Source organism: Dokdonella sp. (genome assembly GCF_041395345.1).
Taxonomy (GTDB): domain Bacteria; phylum Pseudomonadota; class Gammaproteobacteria; order Xanthomonadales; family Rhodanobacteraceae; genus Dokdonella.
In genome coordinates, this window is the sequence record NZ_JAWLAR010000008.1 from 170,566 (window position 1) to 189,593 (window position 19,028).

At 60.8% G+C, this 19,028-nt stretch carries 18 protein-coding genes; all 18 read right to left on the bottom strand.

Annotated elements, in window-relative coordinates; genetic code table 11:
• Positions 1–110 precede the first annotated feature (110 nt).
• Entirely contained in the window at positions 111–5,294 is a 5,184-nt protein-coding gene (locus tag R3F00_RS09325; RefSeq protein WP_371281506.1) for a PilC/PilY family type IV pilus protein, read from the bottom strand.
• A 26-nt stretch (positions 5,295–5,320) separates the two neighbouring features.
• Positions 5,321–5,815 (bottom strand): PilX N-terminal domain-containing pilus assembly protein, encoded by a 495-nt coding sequence (locus R3F00_RS09330; RefSeq protein ID WP_371281507.1) that lies wholly within the window; start codon positions 5,813–5,815, stop codon positions 5,321–5,323.
• A gap of 7 nt (positions 5,816–5,822) precedes the next feature.
• Positions 5,823–7,052, bottom strand: coding sequence for a PilW family protein (locus tag R3F00_RS09335; RefSeq protein ID WP_371281508.1), 1,230 nt, complete (start codon positions 7,050–7,052; stop codon positions 5,823–5,825).
• Positions 7,053–7,059: 7 nt separating this feature from the next.
• On the bottom strand, positions 7,060–7,587 hold the full coding sequence (gene pilV, locus R3F00_RS09340) for a type IV pilus modification protein PilV (protein WP_371281509.1): 528 nt from the start codon (positions 7,585–7,587) through the stop codon (positions 7,060–7,062).
• A 17-nt stretch (positions 7,588–7,604) separates the two neighbouring features.
• Positions 7,605–8,192 (bottom strand): GspH/FimT family pseudopilin, encoded by a 588-nt coding sequence (locus R3F00_RS09345; RefSeq protein WP_371281510.1) that lies wholly within the window; start codon positions 8,190–8,192, stop codon positions 7,605–7,607.
• 193 nt (positions 8,193–8,385) lie between these two features.
• The gene (gene ispH / locus R3F00_RS09350) at positions 8,386–9,333 is read right to left on the bottom strand and encodes a 4-hydroxy-3-methylbut-2-enyl diphosphate reductase (protein ID WP_371281511.1); all 948 of its coding nucleotides are present in this window, start codon (positions 9,331–9,333) and stop codon (positions 8,386–8,388) included.
• A 90-nt stretch (positions 9,334–9,423) separates the two neighbouring features.
• Positions 9,424–9,915 carry a signal peptidase II gene (gene lspA, locus R3F00_RS09355; RefSeq protein ID WP_371281512.1) on the bottom strand — a complete coding sequence of 164 codons (492 nt, stop codon included), beginning with the start codon at positions 9,913–9,915 and terminating at the stop codon, positions 9,424–9,426.
• A 380-nt stretch (positions 9,916–10,295) separates the two neighbouring features.
• Positions 10,296–10,799: a transposase gene (locus R3F00_RS09360; protein WP_371281513.1), complete on the bottom strand. Its 504-nt coding sequence runs from the start codon at positions 10,797–10,799 to the stop codon at positions 10,296–10,298.
• 94 nt (positions 10,800–10,893) lie between these two features.
• Entirely contained in the window at positions 10,894–11,376 is a 483-nt protein-coding gene (locus R3F00_RS09365) for a peptidylprolyl isomerase (protein ID WP_371281514.1), read from the bottom strand.
• A gap of 82 nt (positions 11,377–11,458) precedes the next feature.
• On the bottom strand, positions 11,459–11,671 hold the full coding sequence (locus R3F00_RS09370; RefSeq protein ID WP_371281516.1) for a cold-shock protein: 213 nt from the start codon (positions 11,669–11,671) through the stop codon (positions 11,459–11,461).
• Positions 11,672–11,909: 238 nt separating this feature from the next.
• A complete protein-coding gene (gene hisIE, locus R3F00_RS09375) occupies positions 11,910–12,542 on the bottom strand; it encodes a bifunctional phosphoribosyl-AMP cyclohydrolase/phosphoribosyl-ATP diphosphatase HisIE (protein ID WP_371281517.1) in 633 nt (210 codons plus the stop codon).
• Complete coding sequence (gene hisF / locus R3F00_RS09380) at positions 12,539–13,309, bottom strand: imidazole glycerol phosphate synthase subunit HisF (protein ID WP_371281518.1); 771 nt, start codon at positions 13,307–13,309, stop codon at positions 12,539–12,541. Before hisF ends, hisIE begins: the two co-directional genes overlap by 4 nt.
• Positions 13,303–14,028, bottom strand: a complete 726-nt coding sequence (locus tag R3F00_RS09385; RefSeq protein ID WP_371281519.1) for a HisA/HisF-related TIM barrel protein — start codon at positions 14,026–14,028, stop codon at positions 13,303–13,305. The genes hisF and R3F00_RS09385 overlap by 7 nt, the downstream gene beginning before the upstream one ends.
• Positions 14,025–14,624: an imidazole glycerol phosphate synthase subunit HisH gene (hisH, locus tag R3F00_RS09390; protein ID WP_371281520.1), complete on the bottom strand. Its 600-nt coding sequence runs from the start codon at positions 14,622–14,624 to the stop codon at positions 14,025–14,027. Before hisH ends, R3F00_RS09385 begins: the two co-directional genes overlap by 4 nt.
• Positions 14,621–15,688, bottom strand: a complete 1,068-nt coding sequence (gene hisB, locus R3F00_RS09395; protein WP_371281521.1) for a bifunctional histidinol-phosphatase/imidazoleglycerol-phosphate dehydratase HisB — start codon at positions 15,686–15,688, stop codon at positions 14,621–14,623. The genes hisH and hisB overlap by 4 nt, the downstream gene beginning before the upstream one ends.
• Positions 15,685–16,764 carry a histidinol-phosphate transaminase gene (gene hisC / locus R3F00_RS09400; RefSeq protein WP_371281522.1) on the bottom strand — a complete coding sequence of 360 codons (1,080 nt, stop codon included), beginning with the start codon at positions 16,762–16,764 and terminating at the stop codon, positions 15,685–15,687. Before hisC ends, hisB begins: the two co-directional genes overlap by 4 nt.
• Positions 16,761–18,068 (bottom strand): histidinol dehydrogenase, encoded by a 1,308-nt coding sequence (gene hisD, locus R3F00_RS09405; RefSeq protein WP_371281523.1) that lies wholly within the window; start codon positions 18,066–18,068, stop codon positions 16,761–16,763. The genes hisC and hisD overlap by 4 nt, the downstream gene beginning before the upstream one ends.
• The gene (gene hisG / locus R3F00_RS09410; protein WP_371281524.1) at positions 18,065–18,964 is read right to left on the bottom strand and encodes an ATP phosphoribosyltransferase; all 900 of its coding nucleotides are present in this window, start codon (positions 18,962–18,964) and stop codon (positions 18,065–18,067) included. The genes hisD and hisG overlap by 4 nt, the downstream gene beginning before the upstream one ends.
• Positions 18,965–19,028: the final 64 nt, after the last annotated feature.

Below are 19,028 nucleotides of genomic sequence, written 5' to 3' on the forward strand. Positions count from 1 at the left end.
CGTTGCGCTAACTTTCCCTGGACTGCTTCTGCCAGAGAATCCCATGATTGAACGCCTACCTCGGCCAATCAAGGGTCCTTCCCTGGACCCTCGGCCATGCAATTCACTCCCTAGCGAATCTGCCGCCACATGATGCGTCCGCATGGAATCGCCTTGCCCGGCGGTCGACCTGCCGAATTGGGCGAGCGCCAAGCGCACTCTTCGACTGGAGGCTCGCATCCCGGGGTACCGGGTGTGCAGGGCGGTACGTAACCCGGGCTGCCAGGGAGGGTCAGCGCGTCTGGCGCCGGGCGGATCAGCACGATCGGAGGCTCGCCTGGCGGCGGTCCGCGCACGGTGTCGGTTCCTGCCAACGGACCATCGGGCGGCACCTGGCCGACAGGGAACCCACCCGTGGGCTCGATCGGGATGTAGTCAGCGGCACCCGTCAATGAATCCAGCACCATCGTGGCATTCAGGCTACCCGGCTCGCAGGTATCGCCCTCCGGCCGGAACGTGTTGAATATGACATTGCTGAGAATGCCCTGCGGGGTGGCGGTCACTCGCTCACCGTCGATCAGGTCCTGATCTGCCACGGGGCAGCCCGTACATTCAAGATCGAGGTACCAGCCCAGCTTCCCCGAACCGGTGGCACTCAGGCGATAGTCAACCGGGTTGCGCGTCGCCTCGCGGTAGCCATTGATGCCGCCGGCCCCCAAGGGCGTGTAACTCGTGATCTGCTGCCGCTCAAGATCCGCGTGTACGCCGCCCGTTCGCGATGCGATCGGGAAGTAGGCCGTCCACGTTGCATTGACATCGTCCCAGCTACGGCTGTCCCAGATACCGTAGATGGTTTCGATTGCGGCGCGAGTCCCGAGTCCGATACGCGTCTCGTCAGCGTCATCCGCATTGAGATAGCGACCGGTACCAAATATCACCATGGTTCCGCCCAGGGGATTGGCGACCGTGTACGACCCACTGGTAATCGACTGCGGTTTGCCGGTCGGGTCCAGAGCCTGGAAGATCGGGCTGCCGCCGTTGCCCAGCGACCATGTACCCGAACTCATGTTTTGCTCGAAGCGCCACATGTTGCCGAGGTAATCGCCAGCATAAATGGTATCGGCAGCGCCGTTGCCACTGTTGTCGACCAGCACGGCAGTGGCCAGGCCATTCGGACCTTCCACGCAACTGGTGTCGGTGGACAAACAGCCCACGCCAGTATCGATCTTGGCGATATCGGCACCGGTGGCCAGATCCCGGATAAAGAGAATGGCACGTTGGTTCTGGCTGTTGAGTCCGTTACCGAACGCGGCTACCCATTGGCCTCCCTCGGTGATGCCCATGTAGGGACGACCGACAAATTGGCCCATGTCCGGGTCAAGGTCACTGTTGAACTCCCACAAGACATCCGTGGCAGAGAATGCGCGCGGGTTGGAAATATCCAGTGCATAGACTGCACGCCCACCGGCACCCACTGAACCAGCCAGAACGGTTTTCCATCCGCCCAGGAACGCATCGGTTACGGTCGGCGAGCCGTCGACGAAATAGCGATGGACATAGCCAGGCTGCACCAGTTGATTAAGGTTGCCGAGCACGGCGTTCGGGATATAGGCAAACAATTCGTTGCCGCCAGAGCTCGCATCCCGCCCGTCCAGAGCATGCATCATGCCGTCGTTCGAACCGACATAGATCACGGGATTCTGCGAACTGGAGCCGTAAATGACCTTCTTGGCTTCCACATAGGCGGGGTAGCTTGCTGCGGCCGAAGGCGCGACGGTTTCCAGAATGCTTCCGTAGCCAAAGCTCGATACACCCACGACAGCCGGCGTCGAGTTGAGGATATCGCCGACCTTGGAGCTGCGAACCCGATACGGACAGCTGGCGGGTGTCGTGCAGCCGGTGGCGCCCTGCTCCATGGACTGGTCACCCTTCAGATAGTCGATCACTTCGTCGACGTCATAGATGGACGTATCGAGAGACCCCATCAGAATGGCTTCCATGGCCGCATCGAGTCCCGTCGATGTGAACGCCACACCTTGATAGCCACCAGTTATCGGCTCCGATGTGTAGACGTTTCGCGAGCTAGGTCCCGGCATGCTTCCACTGGCGCTCCAGATTTCGGTACCACCGGAATCGTAAGTACCATCCGAACGCAGGCGATAGGCCTTGATGTCACCCGACCAGTCCAGCGACCTGTACGAAGCCTCGTAGGCCAGAGTTGCGCCTGGCACGTAGCGTGGTGTACTTGTCGCCACGCTCGCCGTCGGTTGCGAGTTGTTGATGATGTCAGCAAAGGCCTTGTCAAGCTGCGAACGCAGGGTGGCCGGATTGGTCACCAGGAAATAATTGTCCGGCACCCCATCGCCATCCACATCGTTGGCCGCTGGTGAAGGCGCGCCATATTTGGCCGCATACCAGAGCGGATTCTCCAGAATTTCCGCTCCACTACTGGCGGATGACGGCGTGAAGACTCGCGTCGAATTCAGTGGCAACTGTGTTGCACAGGCTGCAGGCGGAGTGGTGACGCCACATCCGCCCGGCAAGACTGGGTTGGGCGTATTCAGGGCGTAGGGCTGGTAGCTGCCGGCACCTGAATCCGTGTCGCGCACGTCGAGATAGACACCATCCTGAGTCGTTCCAGACATGACATAGCCCATGTTCTGATCAGCACTACCGGCGGCATACTCGGAGTTGAGCGTAACAGTCACCGTGCCGTCCGCATTGGCCGAAATCAGGTAGCGAACAATGGCATCCATGTCATGGTCATTACCTTGCTCGACGTCTTCATAGTTGATTCGGAACACCGCATAGGGAAGACCGCCGTTCACCGTTGCATCGAACGGTTGTCCTGGCAGGTTGGCGATGCTCTCGACATAGAAGTCGACAATCGTGTTTGTCGGCTTGCGTACGCCACCACCAAACGTGCCGCTTGGCGTCTTGGCAAATGGGAGCAAAGTGATCTTGCCGCCGCCGATTGGAAAGTCGATGCGCGGAAGGGGCGAGGCCAATGCAATCGCGTAAGTGCTCAGATTTTGCTGGCCCGTAGCCGTATTCAAGTCCGTCATGCGCGCAAACCGCGCAACGCTGGCCGAATAGTAGGTACCGCCCTTGGTCGGTTCCTCGGGAGACAGACCCCGGATATTGCCGAAACTCGAGGCAGTTTTAGCGGTGGGCGCGCCATCGGTCGTATTGTTTACATCGCCGATGAACACCTGCCTGGAGCCGGCCCCGAACTCCGAATTCCAGATCGCCTGACCCTCTGTCGCGGCGTTGAAGCCCGAAATTGATGTCGGCGTTGATGTGGTTGTCGTGATGGCACCGCTGAATACACTGCCCGGCAGATCGCCGTCATAGCTCGGATTGATGTCGCTGATGATGGTCTGGAACGGGCGCGAGCAGGCCAGGAAGCCACCGCCAGTGGGTGCGGCTTCGTACGGATCCTTCCAGGTGTCCTTGGTCAGCGCCAGAGTTGTTTCCTCGCTGTTGCCGGCAGTGGCCCCGGCCCCAGTGGAGTTGGCGTCAAAGCGCGCCGTTGGTGTACCGGCGCCTGCGAAGTAGCGCATGCTCTCGTAGAGCATCTCGGCCAGCGGATTGCCCCACATGCGGCATTCTGCGTTGTTCAGGGCTCGATTGCCCTGTGAAGCACACGTCCCGGTGCCGTTTGCCCAGTTCCAGTTGCTGTCCGAGTTAAGATTATCGGTCGTGCCGCCGTTGTAGCCACCACCGATCATGCGCAAGCGATCAATCGTGTTGACGATGCCATCCACATTGGTTCGAATCTGGCCGGTGTTCGGATTGATTTCGCTTGCGAAGTCTTCAATGTTCCGGCGCAGGACTCCGCCCTCGAGATTGTTGAACTGCGATCCGGTAATCAGACCGAAATACATGCGCTGGGACTCGCCGTAATCGTGCAGGATACCGGTCGGCTTGTACTGGCCGTTCGGGTACGCCTTGCAGATCGACTCATGTACGGCAGTATTGCTGGCCGGGCAGGTCTGGACGCGGACCAGATAATCTTCCCGAGTCGTATTGACGGCCGGCGTGAACATGAACAGGCCCCAGTTGTCGCCGCCCGATCCCTCCTGATGCCGGAACGTAACCGTATGAGTGCCTGCAGTCAGGTTGATCGTATTCGAGTGAGACAGGAGGCCGGCGTCACTTCGGTCGTTGCCATGGCCGCCATACCAGCTGGTGACGACGGTACCGTCAATCGTGACATCGACGCCATCATCACCATCTACGGCAAAACGGTACAGACCCGTCGTCGGAACAATGATCGACCCCTCAATGCGCGTCAGGTAGTTGTCATGGGTGCAACTATTGGTTCCGGCGAACGGATTGTTGTTGCTGCCTGTGGCATTGATCTGGGTTACGGTGCCTGTGCCGCAGAGATTGCTTGCGTTGGCGTTGTTGTTGAAAAGGGTGTTGTAGTCTGCGGCTGTGGTCGGGTTGCCGGACCCGGACGTGCGCTTCCAGGTGCTGATCGAAAGGCCGCTGAACATGGACGGGGGAATAAGATCCCAGGTACCCGTCGATGCCGCGGGAACGCAGTCGACGCGCGAATTGCCAGCGGTGAAGCACTTGTTACCTGCAACCGGGCCTTCAATCGACAACCAGTTCCAGACGCGCTTGTCCGTATCCCTCAGCACGCGAAACATCGGCGCCTGATAGCCCGGGAATGAATTTCCGTTTCCGGTCACCGTGGTGACGGCGAACAGGTGATATCGTCCTGGCGAAGGGACAGGCAGAGGCGAGTAGTTGCTGATGTCATAACCATCACGCGCGACACTCTGGTATTCCTTACCCCAGCTGTGTCCATCCTGCGGGAAGAATGCACCCTGCAGAACCGTCTCCGTGGTCGAGTCGACCTGGCGCCAGCCGCCGAACAACACGCGACGCAAGGCGTCCATGCGTGAAGTGGTCAGATAGTTGAGGAAATCACCACTCCAGTTGCCAGCACACTGCTTGTTGGCCGTTGCGCCGGTCGGCACGAACTTGTCGGTCGACCAGGTGTAACAGGCGTGCGAATTGAAATAACCGTAGTAATCCAGGACCGCCGGCTTGTAGCCGATGTCGAGAGCGCCATCGCCATTGAGGTCGGAGGCATCGTTATAGGCCTCGTAGTAGATCTTGTGATCCTTGCCCATGACCAGCATGTTCAACGGCGGTTGGCCGCTGGCCGTGAACAGTGGCTGTTGGGCAACATCCACTCCTCCTGCAGCGGCCTGGGCATTTGCGATTTCAGGATGAGCAATGCCTGCTGCGGCGCACAGCAGGGCAAGCATCGCGGCCAATGGCGTGTTGAAATTTCTCATGAGGTTTCTCCCGTCCTGGCAACGGTTCAATATACGTAGATGGTCTGCACGGTTGCCCATGCCGCAGTTTCCGGATCTGTTCCCGGTTCTTTCTCTTGACCGGAAATTATGTAGAAACGAGGCTTCTTGTTCGGATCATCGGCCACGATGCTGCCGCGCTGTTCGGGACATGCGCCGCCGCATGCCCTCACCTTCTGGTCGAACTGGGTAGTCGGCGGGAAAGTGGTCAGCCATGAATCCCAGGGCAGAATATTGCCGGACAGCAGTCTCGCCGGCGTCGGCGAGATGTAGTCGTACGCATAGAGCGGATTGCTGACATTGTCGCGGCCTTCAGCCATGCGTCCTTCTGCACGCTCAAAGGCGATCTGCTGCGCCCTGAAGTTTCCCGACATGCGCTCTTGCAGCATGGTCACCTGCATGGCCGTGATTCCAAGCAGGGTCAAGAGCAGCAGCATGATCAACGCAACAAACAGGATGGCGCCCTGATTGCGTTGGAAATGGGGTTGGAGTGGTCTATTCATGGCGTTCTCAGGATTTGAACAGTCGGTTACGCAGCGCTACTGTTGTTTCATAGACCTCGCGGATCGCTCCGTCGTTTGCCGACGGGGTGACGCTGGTATCAAGGATTGTGTGGGTCCGATCTGGTGCACCAGCCCTGTCCGGGCTGCGAATCAGCATTCCGATGCGTACGCTGAGCACGCGACTCCACGCCGCATCGAGCGCCAGGGGGGTAGCTGCGCCACCAACGATATCCGCGGCAGTCTGATAGACATCGACACGACCATCAGGAGGGGTGTTCGTATCAATGCCAAAGCGCAACTGCATGTTCTCGACACCTTCGACCAGCTCTTCAGGACCACCGAGCGCAAAGCTGTCGCGTTCAAAACGAAGCATGTGGAGTGACGGAATGCCGTTGGGGTTGGTCCTTACAAAAAATGCGTAATACTCGGCTCGATGAACCTCTGCATTCAGGCTCGAATCGCCAACCAGGGGTTTGGCATTGAGAAACGCGTTGGAAATTCGGAAATCCCAGGGACAGGGAGCGGTGCCGCATGCAGAAACCGATGGGTCCAGGTAAACGTTCGGGCTGGCTCTGCCATCGGCAATCACCAGAGAGCCAGGCGCATTGCCGTTGAGCAAGCCGGCAAATACATCGGCCGAGCGGCAATTTTCCAGTCCAAACAGAACCCTCTTGTTGGGCTCCGGCAGAAACGGCGCATCCGGATCTCCAACCAGGATGTTGAGCGTATCCGTGGCCTTGCTGACGCTCACGACCGGCGTGCTTTCTTCTGTGAACACGCGAACAATCAGGACATCGCTACCGTCGACAAGGCCGGTAATGGTCGCCAATTCTGCGGTTGCCGTCATAGAACCTTGGGTAAAAGCCTCAATCGGACGCTGGAAACGGTAGGCGTTGCCACCTGGCACGTTGTTCCCGCCCGGAACGGCCGCATCGTACTGGGCCAGGTGGTTGACGAAACTTTCCTGAACCGTTCGGCCAGTATCCGCTCCACAGCCCATGAACCCCACCATCCTCAATTGGCGCTGAAGATACTGGGTAGCGAAACGCCCACTTTCCTGCACACGCGAAAGCCCTTCCGTCATTTGTGAAGTGGCACTCGATGCACCAAAAATCTGTACGAGGCCCAATGAAATCAGGCCGGCAATAACGATGGCAATCATCAGCTCGATCAGCGAGACACCTGCCTGAGCTTTCGGGCGCATGGACGAAGTAGATGCTTGGATAGTATTTTTCATGGGCTGGCTACATCCGGCTCGAAACTACGAAAACACTGACCTGCCCGTCGGCGCCAGCACCCGTTCCACCATCGGCAATGCTCGCATCGAACGTGTCGGCGTCGTCACTACAGACGCCAGCGGCCGAGCCGCTCGCGCTCTCCCAACGGGAGTCGCTCCAGCGAATACAAACTGCCATCTCATTGTCGCTGATGCGCGCAACGGCGCCACGCCCCAACGGAAGCTGGCATCGAATCTGCGCGCGCCAGACACTGAGATCTCGAGCCGCAACCGAGCTCGTGTCAGGCGCCGCCCCGCAAACTACATCTGCATAGTTGTCAGAGTAGTAACTGCCGATATTCGCGCGATTAGCGCGCATGTTGTCGAGCATCATCCCCGCCAGCGCAGTTGCCTGGCTGCGGAAATTGGCACTCTGGTTGGCCTTCACCGAGTAGGCCTGCAAGGCAGCGAGGCCAAGCAGCCCGAAGCTGAGCACAAGTAGCGCAATGAGCACTTCGAGCAGGGTAAAGCCGCGCTCTGGATTTCTGATTCGCATGAATGGGCCCCGGGTTCTCAACTGCAGGTTTCTACGACTTTGGAACTCGATCGTCCGAGCTCTGAAATGACAATGCTGCGTTGCTGCCTGGCTGAGCAGTCGCTGGCAGGTTTTAGCGTGAAGGTCACCTGGCCAGTGATATTGTTGGTGAGCCCTCGCGGGTTGTAACGGACAAAGGTAATTGCCGAATCCGGAATCAGAGTGTTCTTGGAATTGCCCTCCCAGGTGCGCAGCACGTCATCCACATCGATGGCCACCGGGGTTGCCCCATCTCCGACGGTGTCGTCGACAAACACCATCCAGCCAAGTGTCCAGTCGGTGGAGGAGCCGCACGCAGCAGGTACAGCGCTATTGCGCGTGTCTGCCGCACACAAGGTTACGCCTCGGCTGCGGGTAATCGCCTCGTTGCGCGCGTAGTTGGAGGCACTGAGGAAATCGTTGGCTTGGGTCTTGACCCGATTGCCACGAATCAGATTCGAGAAGCTCGGCGTTGCCATGGCAGTGAGGATGGCAATGATCGAGATGACGATAATCAGTTCAATCAGACCAAAACCGCCCTCGCCCCGTTCAGGGCGCTGGAAGTGGCTGAAACGCTGGAATGACATGTATATCCCCTCGATCCGGACCGGACTTATGACCATGAACGTACGTGGACCCGCCAAATCGGGCAAGCCCGCTGCGTGTGCGAGGTAGGAATTGGCGGATGAGCGGTGGAGCCGCCCTGGCGCCGGGATCAGGGCCCGGGGTGCTTGCCGGCTTTGGCGTTGATGGCGGCCAGCGCCAGCTTGACCCGGCGGATCAGGCCACCACGTTGATGCGTAACTCTTTGGGCAGTGCGAACGTCACGTTTTCCGGCTTGCCCTCCAGCTCGCGCACCTGGCCGGCGCCCCACTGTCGCAGCTGTTCGATGACGTCCTTGACCAGGCCTTCCGGGGCGGAAGCCCCGGCGGTAACGCCGATACGCGGGCCGGCATCCAGCCAATCCCGGCGAATATCGCTGGCTCCGTCGATAAGGTACGCCGGCACGCCCTGCTTTTCGGCCAGTTCGCGCAGACGGTTGGAGTTCGAGCTGTTGGGCGAGCCGACCACAAGCACCAGGTCACATTGCTGACCGAGCTCACGGACCGCATCCTGGCGATTTTGCGTGGCGTAGCAGATATCGTCGTGGCGCGGGCCGATGATGGCCGGAAAGTGTTCACGCAGGGCATCGATCACCGCGCGCGTGTCGTCGACGGACAGCGTGGTCTGGCTCACGTAGGCCAGGTGATCGGGGCGACTTGGTTGCAGCGATGCCACGCATTCCGGGGTTTCCACGAGATGGATGTCACCGGCGTTGCCGGCACTCCACTGGCCCATGGTGCCCTCGACCTCGGGATGGCCGGCGTGCCCGATCAGAACCACGTCCCGACCCGCCTTGCCATGCCGGGCCACTTCGATATGAACCTTGGTGACCAGCGGACAGGTGGCATCGAAAACGTTCAAGCCGCGCCGATCGGCTTCTTCGCGCACCTCCCTGGAGACGCCGTGGGCGCTGAAGATGACCGTCGCCCCATCCGGCACTTCGTTCAGTTCGTCGACGAAAACGGCACCCCTGCTCCTGAGCGAATCGACGACAAACTTGTTGTGGACGACTTCGTGTCGCACATAGATCGGCGCCCCGAATGACTCGAGTGCGCGTTCGACGATTTCGATCGCACGGTCTACACCGGCACAGAATCCGCGGGGGTTGGCGAGAAGTACTTGCATGGGGGGCATTATCGCTCAGTGGCGGTCTTGACGCAGATGCCGCATGCGGCCACTTCGTCAGCTTGCGTGCCGCGGGGCAATCGCGGGTTTTCAGGTTTTCGCGTGTTTGCCGGCAAATAGCCCGAACAGGATCAGCAGCACAGCACCGACACTGATCGCCGAGTCCGCGACGTTGAACGCCGGGAAATGCCAGTCTCCGTGGTAAACATCAACAAAATCAACAACATGTCCGAAACGCATACGATCGATTACGTTGCCGACAGCGCCACCCAGGACCAGAGACAGTGGCAATGCCGTTGTCCACTCCGAACGCGGCGTGCGCTTCAGCCAGGCAACCAGGACGATGCTCACCACGATGGCCAGGACGGTGAAGAACCAGCGTTGCCAGCCGCCAGCATCGGAAAGAAAGCTGAAAGCCGCCCCCTCGTTGTAGGCCAGCGTCCAGTTGAGCAAACCGGCGATGACCGGCATCGACTCATGCAGCTCGAAATGCTGGAGGACGATCCACTTTGTGATCTGGTCAGCGACCAGTATGGCCAGGGAAAGCAATAGCCAGATCAGGGCGTTGGAGCGTGTAGTCATGGGCCTGTGCATGGGTCGGCTTTGGGGCGTGCATGGTACACGGTGGCAACCTCGGGCGATTGCCGCAGTCGCGTCTCGAGACAAGCCGGGTCGCATCGTCATGCCCCGCGATCCATTTGCATCGTCCGGCTGCCGATACAAACCAGACTTCGCCCCACCCCGATTCTTGCAGGGGCGAGTCCCGGACTCGCCCGCTTCCTGGCCCGCCTAGACGAACAGCGGGAGAGTCTGAGACCCTCCCCTACGCAAGCCGGGTCGCATCGTCATGCCCCGCGATCCATTTGCATCGTCCGGCTGCCGAAACAAACCAGACTTCGCCCCACCCCGATTCTTGCCGGGGCGAGTCCCGGACTCGCCCGCTTCGTGGCTCCATTGCCTCATCAAGCCATGACATTTGAGGGGTTTAGACTGTCCTCGCTCCACTTGGCGGGATTGTTCTCCATGTACTCGACGATTCGAAGATAGTCTTGTTCGCCGCGTATGACGTGCTCGTAGTAACCGCGTTGCCAGACGCGCAAGCCGGGAGTCCTGTTGAGACTGTTTACCATGCGGGCCGAGAATGACTTGAAGGCGCGAACAATTTCCGGCAAACCGTGGCCGAGGGCCTCGACGCTGTTCATGCTCACTGCATCCTTGAGTACCAGAATGCCGTGAAAATGGTTCGGCATGACAACAAACCTGTCAGTTTCGGCGCGGGCGTAATGTTTCTGCAGCTCCAGCCAGGTCCTCTCGATCATATGGCCTGCCGAGTTGGCTTGCATGACTCCGTCAGTGCATTCTCCGAACAGACACGCCCGATCCTGTACACACACCGTGACGAAATAAAAGCCAGGCCTTGTGTAGTCGTAGTTCGGCAATCGAAGGGACTTGCGAAACTTGGGCATGTTCCCTCCATGGAATGCCAAACTGGGCCGTTGCGCTACGAGAGAGCGGGAGGGTCTGAGACCCTCCCCTACGCAAGCCTTTTCTTACCTTCGTTCAGTGATGGTGACCGCCCGCGCCATGCACGTGGCCGTGCTGCTTTTCCTCTTCGCTGGCTTCACGGACTTCGACGATCTCGACCGCGAAATGCAGGGTCTCTCCCGCGAGCGGGTGGTTGCCATCGACGGTGACGTCATCGCCCTCGATTTCGGTGACCACTACGGCGATCGGGCCCTGCTGGGTCTGGGCCTGGAACTGCATGCCGACAGCCAGATCAGCAACGCCCTCGAAGGACTTGCGCGGAACCACCTGGACCAGCTCATCGATGTAGTTGCCGTAGCCGTGCTCGGGATCGACATCGACGTTGAACTTGTCGCCAGCAGCGTGCCCGGTCATTTCCCGTTCAAGGCCCGGGACAATATTGCCTGCACCATGCAGATAGGCCAACGGCTCGCGTCCGTCTGAACTATCGAGCACGTCGCCCGCATCATTGGTCAGGGTGTAGTGGAAGGACGCCACGCTGTTGTCCGCGATCTGCATGTTGCTACCTCGAATCTGTGGGCTGAAAAAAGAAAACCCCGGACGCGTGCGTCCGGGGTCTGCATGATTGGCGCTCTACCGATCAGTCGTCAGCGCGTACGGCTTCGGCCTGCGGACCCTTCGGTCCCTGGGTTACGGTGAAGCTGACTTTCTGACCTTCGGCCAGCGACTTGAAACCGCTGCCCTCGATCGAACGAAAGTGAACAAATACATCGGGGCCGGATTCACGGGTAATGAAGCCGAAGCCTTTTGCATCATTGAACCATTTGACGGTGCCGTTTTCGCGATCAGACATGACAGGATCCTTGAACAAGTTGAAACCAGGGGTGTGCGCGAATCCGGAAATTCGGCGCGAGTACTGGGTGTGCAAGGAGGGTCAAGCAAGACGCGGCGAACAGTCCGATCACTGGATCAGCTGTGCCCATGTCACGATGCATTGTGACTCCGGCATACACAGTGCGACGAAGTGTACGACAGCCCGTGGGCAAACGCTAATCCCGGCGAACTGCGCGTCGGACCAGAGCGCTCGGGACTCAACCCTGTCGCGGATTCTCCGAGTGCCTCTCCTCCAGCACCCTGATCAGATCTGCCATGCCGAGGTTTCTTGCTCTCAGCAACACAAGCAGGTGGAAGACCAGATCCGCTGCCTCGCCGAGCAGCTCGGAGTCCTCCTGGGTCACGGCAGCCAGTGACGTCTCGACGCCCTCCTCGCCCACTTTCTGCGCGATTCGGCGAATACCGCTTTCGAACAGTTTCGTGGTGTAGCTTGCCGCAGGTCGATTCGCGAATCGATCCTCGATCAGGGCGTCCAGCTGGGCCAGGAATCCGCCAGGCGGTGGCGCAGCCGTTGCAAAGCAGCTTGCCGCGCCGGTGTGACAGGTCGGCCCTTCCGGTTCGGCTCGCACGAGGATGCTGTCGCCATCGCAATCGACGTGCAGCGATTTCAGGTTGAGAAAATTGCCGGAGCTTTCACCCTTGGTCCACAGCCGTTGCCTGCTTCGGCTGAAGAATGTGACCTTGCCGCTGGATTGCGTTGCCTGCAGCGCTTCGAGGTTCATGTAGCCGAGCATCAATACGGCGCCGCTCTGCCAGTGCTGGACGATCGCCGGCAGAAGACCATCACCCTTGGCCCAGTCAAGCGGTTCGACAACGGAAGCATCGTTCATGCACGAATCTCCAGACCGGAATCGGCCAGAAAGGTCTTGAGCACGGGGATCGGAATTTCACCCGAATGAAAGACGCTGGCCGCCAGTGCCGCATCGACATCGGCCTCGACGAAGGCGTCGAGAAAATGTTCGATGGCGCCGGCTCCGCCCGAGGCCACCAGCGGAACCGAACAGCGTGCGCGCACGGCGCTCAACTGGTCCAGGTCGTAGCCAGCGCGCACGCCATCCGCGCCCATGCAGTTGAGGACGATTTCGCCGGCTCCTCGCGCCTGCACTTCATCAACCCAGTCGAGGGTTCGCAGCGGAACCGAACGCATGCGCGATGGATCACCCGTGTACTGGCGCACACGCCATTCGCCATCGGCATCCCTCAGGCTGTCGATGCCGATGACCACGCACTGGTTGCCAAAGGCGTCCGCCAGCTCGTTCACCAGTTGCGGGCGCTCGAGTGCCGGAGAGTTGATCGAGATCTTGTCGGCACCGGCCATGAGGATGGCACGAGCCGACTCCACATTGCGGATTCCGCCTGCCACGCAAAACGGTATGTCGATGACCCGGGCCACGCGCTCGACCCAGTCGCGATCGACATGGCGACCCTGCGGGCTTGCGGTGATGTCATAGAAAACCAGTTCGTCTGCACCTTCGTCGCGATAGCGCAGGGCCAGCTCGACGATATCACCGACGATGACATGATCGCGGAAGCGTACGCCCTTGACGACCTTGCCATCGCGCACGTCCAGACAGGGAATGATTCGCCGCGTCAGCATGCCAGGGCTTCAGCCAGATCAAGCTGGCCCTCGAGCAGACTGCGGCCCAGTATCACGCCAGCCACCTTGTCTTTCAGTGCCGCCACATCAGCCAGATTGCGCATGCCTCCCGAAGCCTGCACAAGCAGCCCGGGGGCGATCCGTGCGAGATGCGCATAGAGTTCCAGATTGGGACCGGTCAACATGCCATCACGCTCAATATCCGTGCACAGCAGATGGCGCGCGCCGTGGGCTTCAAAGCGCGGTGCCAGTTCATCGAGTGTCAGCGTGGCCGCCTGTGTCCATCCGGCTGACGACAACTGCCAACAGCCATCCATACGTCGAGTGTCGAGCGCGACGACCAGCCGATCCGCCCCATGCGTCGAAATCCACTCGAACACCTGATCGGGCTGTTTGATCGCGACACTTCCGATGACAACTCGTCGCGCGCCGATATCGAACAACCGGCGCACGTCGGCCTCGTTGCGAACGCCACCACCGGCCTGGACAACGAGGCCGAGACCGGCCAGCGATTCGATCAGATCCAGATTCTCGAAATTGCCGCCGCGCGCACCATCAAGATCTACCACGTGCAGCTGGGTTGCGCCCGCATCCAGGTAGCTGCGAGCCTGGTCCAGCGCATTGATGGCATAGCCGGTTTCGCGGGCATAGTCGCCCTGGCGCAGACGCACGACGCAGCCGCCACGCAGGTCCAGTGCGGGAATGATCTCGAACGTCATTGGGAAAGGAAATTGCCGAGCAGGCGCGCCCCGACCGCTGCCGAGCGCTCCGGGTGAAACTGCATGCCACAGAAATTCCGGCTGCGCACAATGGCTGCAAGCGATGATCCGTACTCGGTGCTGGCTACGGTATGTACATCGCTGGATACCGCGAAGCTGTGCACGAAATAGGCGAACGCCTTCCCGGGAAGGTCGTGCAACAACGGGTCATCGCGGACCGTCTCAAGCCGATTCCAGCCCATGTGCGGCACCCGTCGGGAACGAGTACGGGACAACCGGCGCACGCGGCCGCTGATCACGCCAAGACACGGCGTATCACCTTCTTCGGAATGATCAAACAGCAACTGCATGCCCAGGCAGACCCCGAGCACCGGTTGTTGCAGGCTGCGCAGGACGTCGACAAGTCCATGCGATTCCAGCGTGCGCATGGCGGGCGCAGCCGCACCGACGCCGGGCAGGATCACGTGGCTGGCAGCGCGGATCCGCGCCGCACTATGGGTTACCGGCGCATCGATACCGAGGCGCTCGAGCGCGTAGCGAACCGAGCCGATGTTGGTTCCGCCGGCATCGACAAGTACCACGTCCGGCGTGCTCACAAGACACCCTTGGTGCTGGGCAGGTCGTGTCCCTCCACGCGTATGGCCTGCCGCAGGCAACGCGCAAACACCTTGAAGCAGGCTTCAACCATGTGGTGGGCATTCTCGCCGCTCACGCTCAAGTGCAGATTGGCGCCCAGCGCATCGCACAGCGAACGAAAGAAATGCGGCACGAGCTCGGTAGGAAAATCGCCCACGCGATCACGCGGAAAACTGCCCTCGAATACCAGCATCGATCGCCCGGACAGATCCAGCGCCGCGCGGGCGATGCTTTCATCCATGGGCAGGCTGAACCCGTAACGGGCAATTCCGCGCTTGTCGCCCAGCGCCTCGCGCAAGGCCTCGCCCAGGGCGAGCGCGCAGTCCTCGATCGTGTGGTGTTCGTCAACGCCGGTGTCGCCCTCGCAACTGAGGAGCAGACCGAACTCCGCGTGGCGTGCGATCTGCTCAAGCATGTGGTCGAAGAATCCGATCCCCGTGTGCACATCCGAATCCGCGGGCGCGTCGAGGTCGACCCGGACCCGGATGCTGGTCTCCCTGGTTGTCCTGTCCACTTTTCCGGTGCGCGGCGAGCTGCACAAGGCATGCGCGATTTCATTCCATGACTGGAATCCCGCACCGACGCGGAACCCGCGCACACCGAGATTGCGCGCAAATTCCATGTCGGTCTCGCGATCGCCGACCATGGCTGAACCGGTTCTGGACCAGCCGTCGTCGGCCAGGTAGTGGCGGACCAGGCCGACGCCCGGCTTGCGCGTGTCGCGCCCTTCATGGGCAAAGCTGCGATCGACCAGCACTTCGCGAAACGAGATGCCCTGCGATCCCAGGATTCGCATGAGCAGATTCTGCGGTCCCTGAAAATCGGCCTCGGGAAAACTGGATGTTCCGAGTCCGTCCTGGTTTGTCACCATGACAAGCTCGTAACCCGCTGCCACGCAACGCGACAGCGCACCTATCACGCCGGGCAGCAGGGCGAATTTGTCGAACCGGTCAATCTGGAAATCTTCGGGCTCCTCGATCAGGCAACCGTCGCGATCGACGAAAAGCAGTTTGCGACGACTCATCCTGAGACTTCCTGACGAACCAGGGCTTCAAGCAGGCGCGAGTTCTCCTCTCGCGAGCCGACGGTGATGCGCAGATAGCCTTCGAGTCGCGGGTGGCGACCGACGTCGCGAACGATCACGCCATCGCGCTGCAGGCTGCGCTGGACCCGGGCAGCATCGTCGAAGCGGACACACAGGAAATTGGCCTGCGAAGGCAGCACCTCGACGACGGAGGGAAGCCGAACCAGCGCCGCTGCCAGGCGTTCCCGCTCGGAGACAACCAGGCCGATGCGCTGGCGGGTCAGTTCAAGCCCTTCGGCGTTCAGCGCCGCAAGTGCGGCCACGATGCTGGGCGTCGGCAGCGGATAAGGGGGCATGATCCGGCGCAACAACGAGATGACCTCACTGTCAGCCAGCAGACAGCCGACCCGGGCGCCGGCCAGTCCCCAGGCCTTGGAGAGCGTGCGCAGAATGCCAAGATTTTCATGGCGGCCAAGCAGAACGGTGGCACTCGGCGCATTGGCGAATTCGATGTAAGCCTCGTCAACGATGACCAGGGCACGCTCGTGCAACGCGGTCGCTATCCGCCCGATGCTGGCATGACTGATGAGGCCGCCGGTCGGGTTGTTGGGCGAACAGAGAAATACGACCTTCAACGAAGCCGGAAGCTTTTCGAGCAGGACATCGACATCAAGCTCGAAACGTCGGTCGAGCGGAACCTGAATGCATTTGGCCCCCTGGATGGCAGCACAAACGGAATACATGCCGAAAGTCGGAGGAGCGATCGCGATGGCATCCATTCCGGGTCGACGGAAAGCGCGGATCAGCAAGTCGATGGCCTCATCGCTGCCGCGGCCCATCAGGATCCTGCTCTCATCCACGCTGTACAGTTCGGCCAGGCGGGCGAGCAGATCGCGCGGCTGCGGGTCCGGGTAGCGATTGAGCGATCGCCCGTGCAAGGGCATGGGCACGCCCGCGGGCGGCCAGGCGGATTCGTTGGCATTCAGCATGACCTCGGCCATGGCCGCTTCCGTGCGCGCCGAGGAATACGCCTGCAAGCCGCGAATTTCAGGCCGGGCCAGATCGAGAATGCTCATGCGGCCGCTTCCATTGAAGCCAGGCGCAAGCTGACCGCCCTCGCGTGCGCCTCTAGCTGTTCGGCCCGAGCAAGAGTCACGGTGCAGGGTCCAATATGGCGCAGTCCTTCCAAGCTCGACTCCTGTACGGTCATCTGTTTCTGGAAGCTTGCCACGGACAAACCGCTCCAGGCGCGCGCAGCGCCATAGGTTGGCAATACGTGGTTTGTACCGCTGCAATAGTCGCCTATCGATTCCGGCGTCCAGGCTCCGAGGAAAACCGAGCCTGCGCTGGTCACCAGAGGCAGCAGTTCGCGTGCATCTGCCGTATTGATTATCAGGTGCTCTGGAGCATAGCGGTTGCTGATGGCGACGGCCTGCTCGAGGGAGTCGACCCTGATCAGGCTGGACCGGGCGAGACACTGTGCCGCGATGGCCGCTCTCGGCAGCGCCTCGCACTGGCGCCTGACAGTGGCAATGACCTTCTCGATCAGCGCCTGCGACGGTGAAAGGAGGAGAACCTGCGAGTCGGCACCATGCTCGGCCTGGGCCAGCAGATCGGCAGCGACGAACTCCGAATCTGCCTGCACGTCGGCGATGACCAGCACTTCCGACGGGCCTGCCGGCATGTCGATCACGGCCCCTTCAGGATCCGCGGCGATCTGGCGCTTGGCCTCGGTAACCCAGACATTGCCCGGACCGAAGAGCTTGTCACAGTACGGAATCGACTCGGTGCCATAGGCCATGGCTGCGATCGCTTGCGCGCCGCCGAGCTTGAACACCGTGCGAATGCCGCAGAGTCGGGCCGCGTGGAGAACCGCTTCATCGCAGCGACCGTCCGCACGTGGCGGCGTACACAGGACGATCTGCGGACAGCCCGCCAGCATGGCCGGAATACCGAGCATGAGAGCGGTCGAAGGCAGGGCCGCACTGCCGGCCGGCACGTACAAGCCAACACGCTCCATGGGCCTGGAGATGCGCTCGCAACGAACACCCGGCGCCGTTTCCATGTACACCGACGGCACCATGCAGGCCTTGTGAAATGCCTTGATGCGCGCATGCGCCTCGTTGATGGCCGACTTGAGTTCGGTGGCGAGGACGCTTTCGGCACGGTCGAACTCCTCTTCGTCAACGCTCAGCGAATCCAGCCCGGGGCAATCAAGGCGTCGGCTCAGCTCGAGCAAGGCCGCATCCCCGTCGCTGCGGACCTGTCGAATCATCGTGCGCACGGTATCGCGCACCTCCGCCGTGCCCTGCTGCGCAGGACGGGCCAGAATCGCGACGCGTTCCGCGTCGTCCAGTGAATTCCAGTCAACCCGATTCATGCCAGCATCTGCTCCAGCGGCAGGACCAGCATTTGGCGTGCACCCGCACGCTTCATGTCCTCCAGGTGCTGCCAGGTAATGGCCTCATTGCAGATGGCCTGAACCGCCACTTCATTGTCCAGCCCTTCGATCGGAGTGACCGTGGCCTGCTGCCCGTTCGGAAGCAGGCGCTGGATGCTTTCCAGCGCGGATCGCGGCGAGTGCCACATGACCAGTTTCGATACGCGCACCTGGATAACCCCATCAATCCGCCGCAGCAGCATGTCGATCAGCTCACCGCGCTCGTCGCATGGCAACTCCGCACCTGCGGCCAGCACCGCTTCGGATTCGAGCACGACAGCCACTTCCTTGAGCTGGTTCGCAGCCAGCGTGGCTCCGCTGGAAACGAGGTCACAGATGAAGTCCGCACTACCGAGACGCGGCGCGATCTCGACGGAGCCGGAGAGATTGACGACCGAAGCGCTGACATCGTTGCGCTGCAGCCAGTCGGCGAGCAGGTTCGGATAGGTCGTGGCGATGCGCATGCCGGAGAACTGGTCGGCATCGTGGTAGTCGAATGCATCCGGAACGGCCACGGACAAGCGGCACTTGCCGAATCCCAGCGAGCGCAACTCACGAAAAGGGGCGGGCTGACCACCCGCGCCGGAACCGAGAATCTGTTCACTGAGTACGTTTCGCCCCACCACGCCCAGATCACAAACACCGTCGGCGATCATTCCCGGCACGTCATCATCGCGAACCAGAAGCAGGTCCACGGGCAGGCTCTCGCCAAAACAGAACAGCTTGTCGCGGCTGCGCCGAAAGCTGAGTCCGCAGCGCGCAAGCAGATCCAGAGAGGCTTCGCTGAGTCGCCCCGACTTCTGGATGGCAATGCGCAGACGATCGCGGGAACTCACGGGCGTACCCCTCTCTGACCCGCGGACTTGCTGGGTTTCCTGGCAGGCCTTGCTGTCTCCGGAT

Bases quoted from the DNA above. Each gene is read 5' to 3' on its own strand.
- R3F00_RS09325 (WP_371281506.1), bottom strand. From the start codon at position 5,294: ATGAGAAATTTCAACACGCCATTGGCCGCGATGCTTGCCCTGCTGTGC.
- R3F00_RS09330 (WP_371281507.1), bottom strand. From the start codon at position 5,815: ATGAATAGACCACTCCAACCCCATTTCCAACGCAATCAGGGCGCCATC.
- R3F00_RS09335 (WP_371281508.1), bottom strand. From the start codon at position 7,052: ATGAAAAATACTATCCAAGCATCTACTTCGTCCATGCGCCCGAAAGCT.
- pilV (WP_371281509.1), bottom strand. From the start codon at position 7,587: ATGCGAATCAGAAATCCAGAGCGCGGCTTTACCCTGCTCGAAGTGCTC.
- R3F00_RS09345 (WP_371281510.1), bottom strand. From the start codon at position 8,192: ATGTCATTCCAGCGTTTCAGCCACTTCCAGCGCCCTGAACGGGGCGAG.
- ispH (WP_371281511.1), bottom strand. From the start codon at position 9,333: ATGCAAGTACTTCTCGCCAACCCCCGCGGATTCTGTGCCGGTGTAGAC.
- lspA (WP_371281512.1), bottom strand. From the start codon at position 9,915: ATGACTACACGCTCCAACGCCCTGATCTGGCTATTGCTTTCCCTGGCC.
- R3F00_RS09360 (WP_371281513.1), bottom strand. From the start codon at position 10,799: ATGCCCAAGTTTCGCAAGTCCCTTCGATTGCCGAACTACGACTACACA.
- R3F00_RS09365 (WP_371281514.1), bottom strand. From the start codon at position 11,376: ATGCAGATCGCGGACAACAGCGTGGCGTCCTTCCACTACACCCTGACC.
- R3F00_RS09370 (WP_371281516.1), bottom strand. From the start codon at position 11,671: ATGTCTGATCGCGAAAACGGCACCGTCAAATGGTTCAATGATGCAAAA.
- hisIE (WP_371281517.1), bottom strand. From the start codon at position 12,542: ATGAACGATGCTTCCGTTGTCGAACCGCTTGACTGGGCCAAGGGTGAT.
- hisF (WP_371281518.1), bottom strand. From the start codon at position 13,309: ATGCTGACGCGGCGAATCATTCCCTGTCTGGACGTGCGCGATGGCAAG.
- R3F00_RS09385 (WP_371281519.1), bottom strand. From the start codon at position 14,028: ATGACGTTCGAGATCATTCCCGCACTGGACCTGCGTGGCGGCTGCGTC.
- hisB (WP_371281521.1), bottom strand. From the start codon at position 15,688: ATGAGTCGTCGCAAACTGCTTTTCGTCGATCGCGACGGTTGCCTGATC.
- hisC (WP_371281522.1), bottom strand. From the start codon at position 16,764: ATGAGCATTCTCGATCTGGCCCGGCCTGAAATTCGCGGCTTGCAGGCG.
- hisD (WP_371281523.1), bottom strand. From the start codon at position 18,068: ATGAATCGGGTTGACTGGAATTCACTGGACGACGCGGAACGCGTCGCG.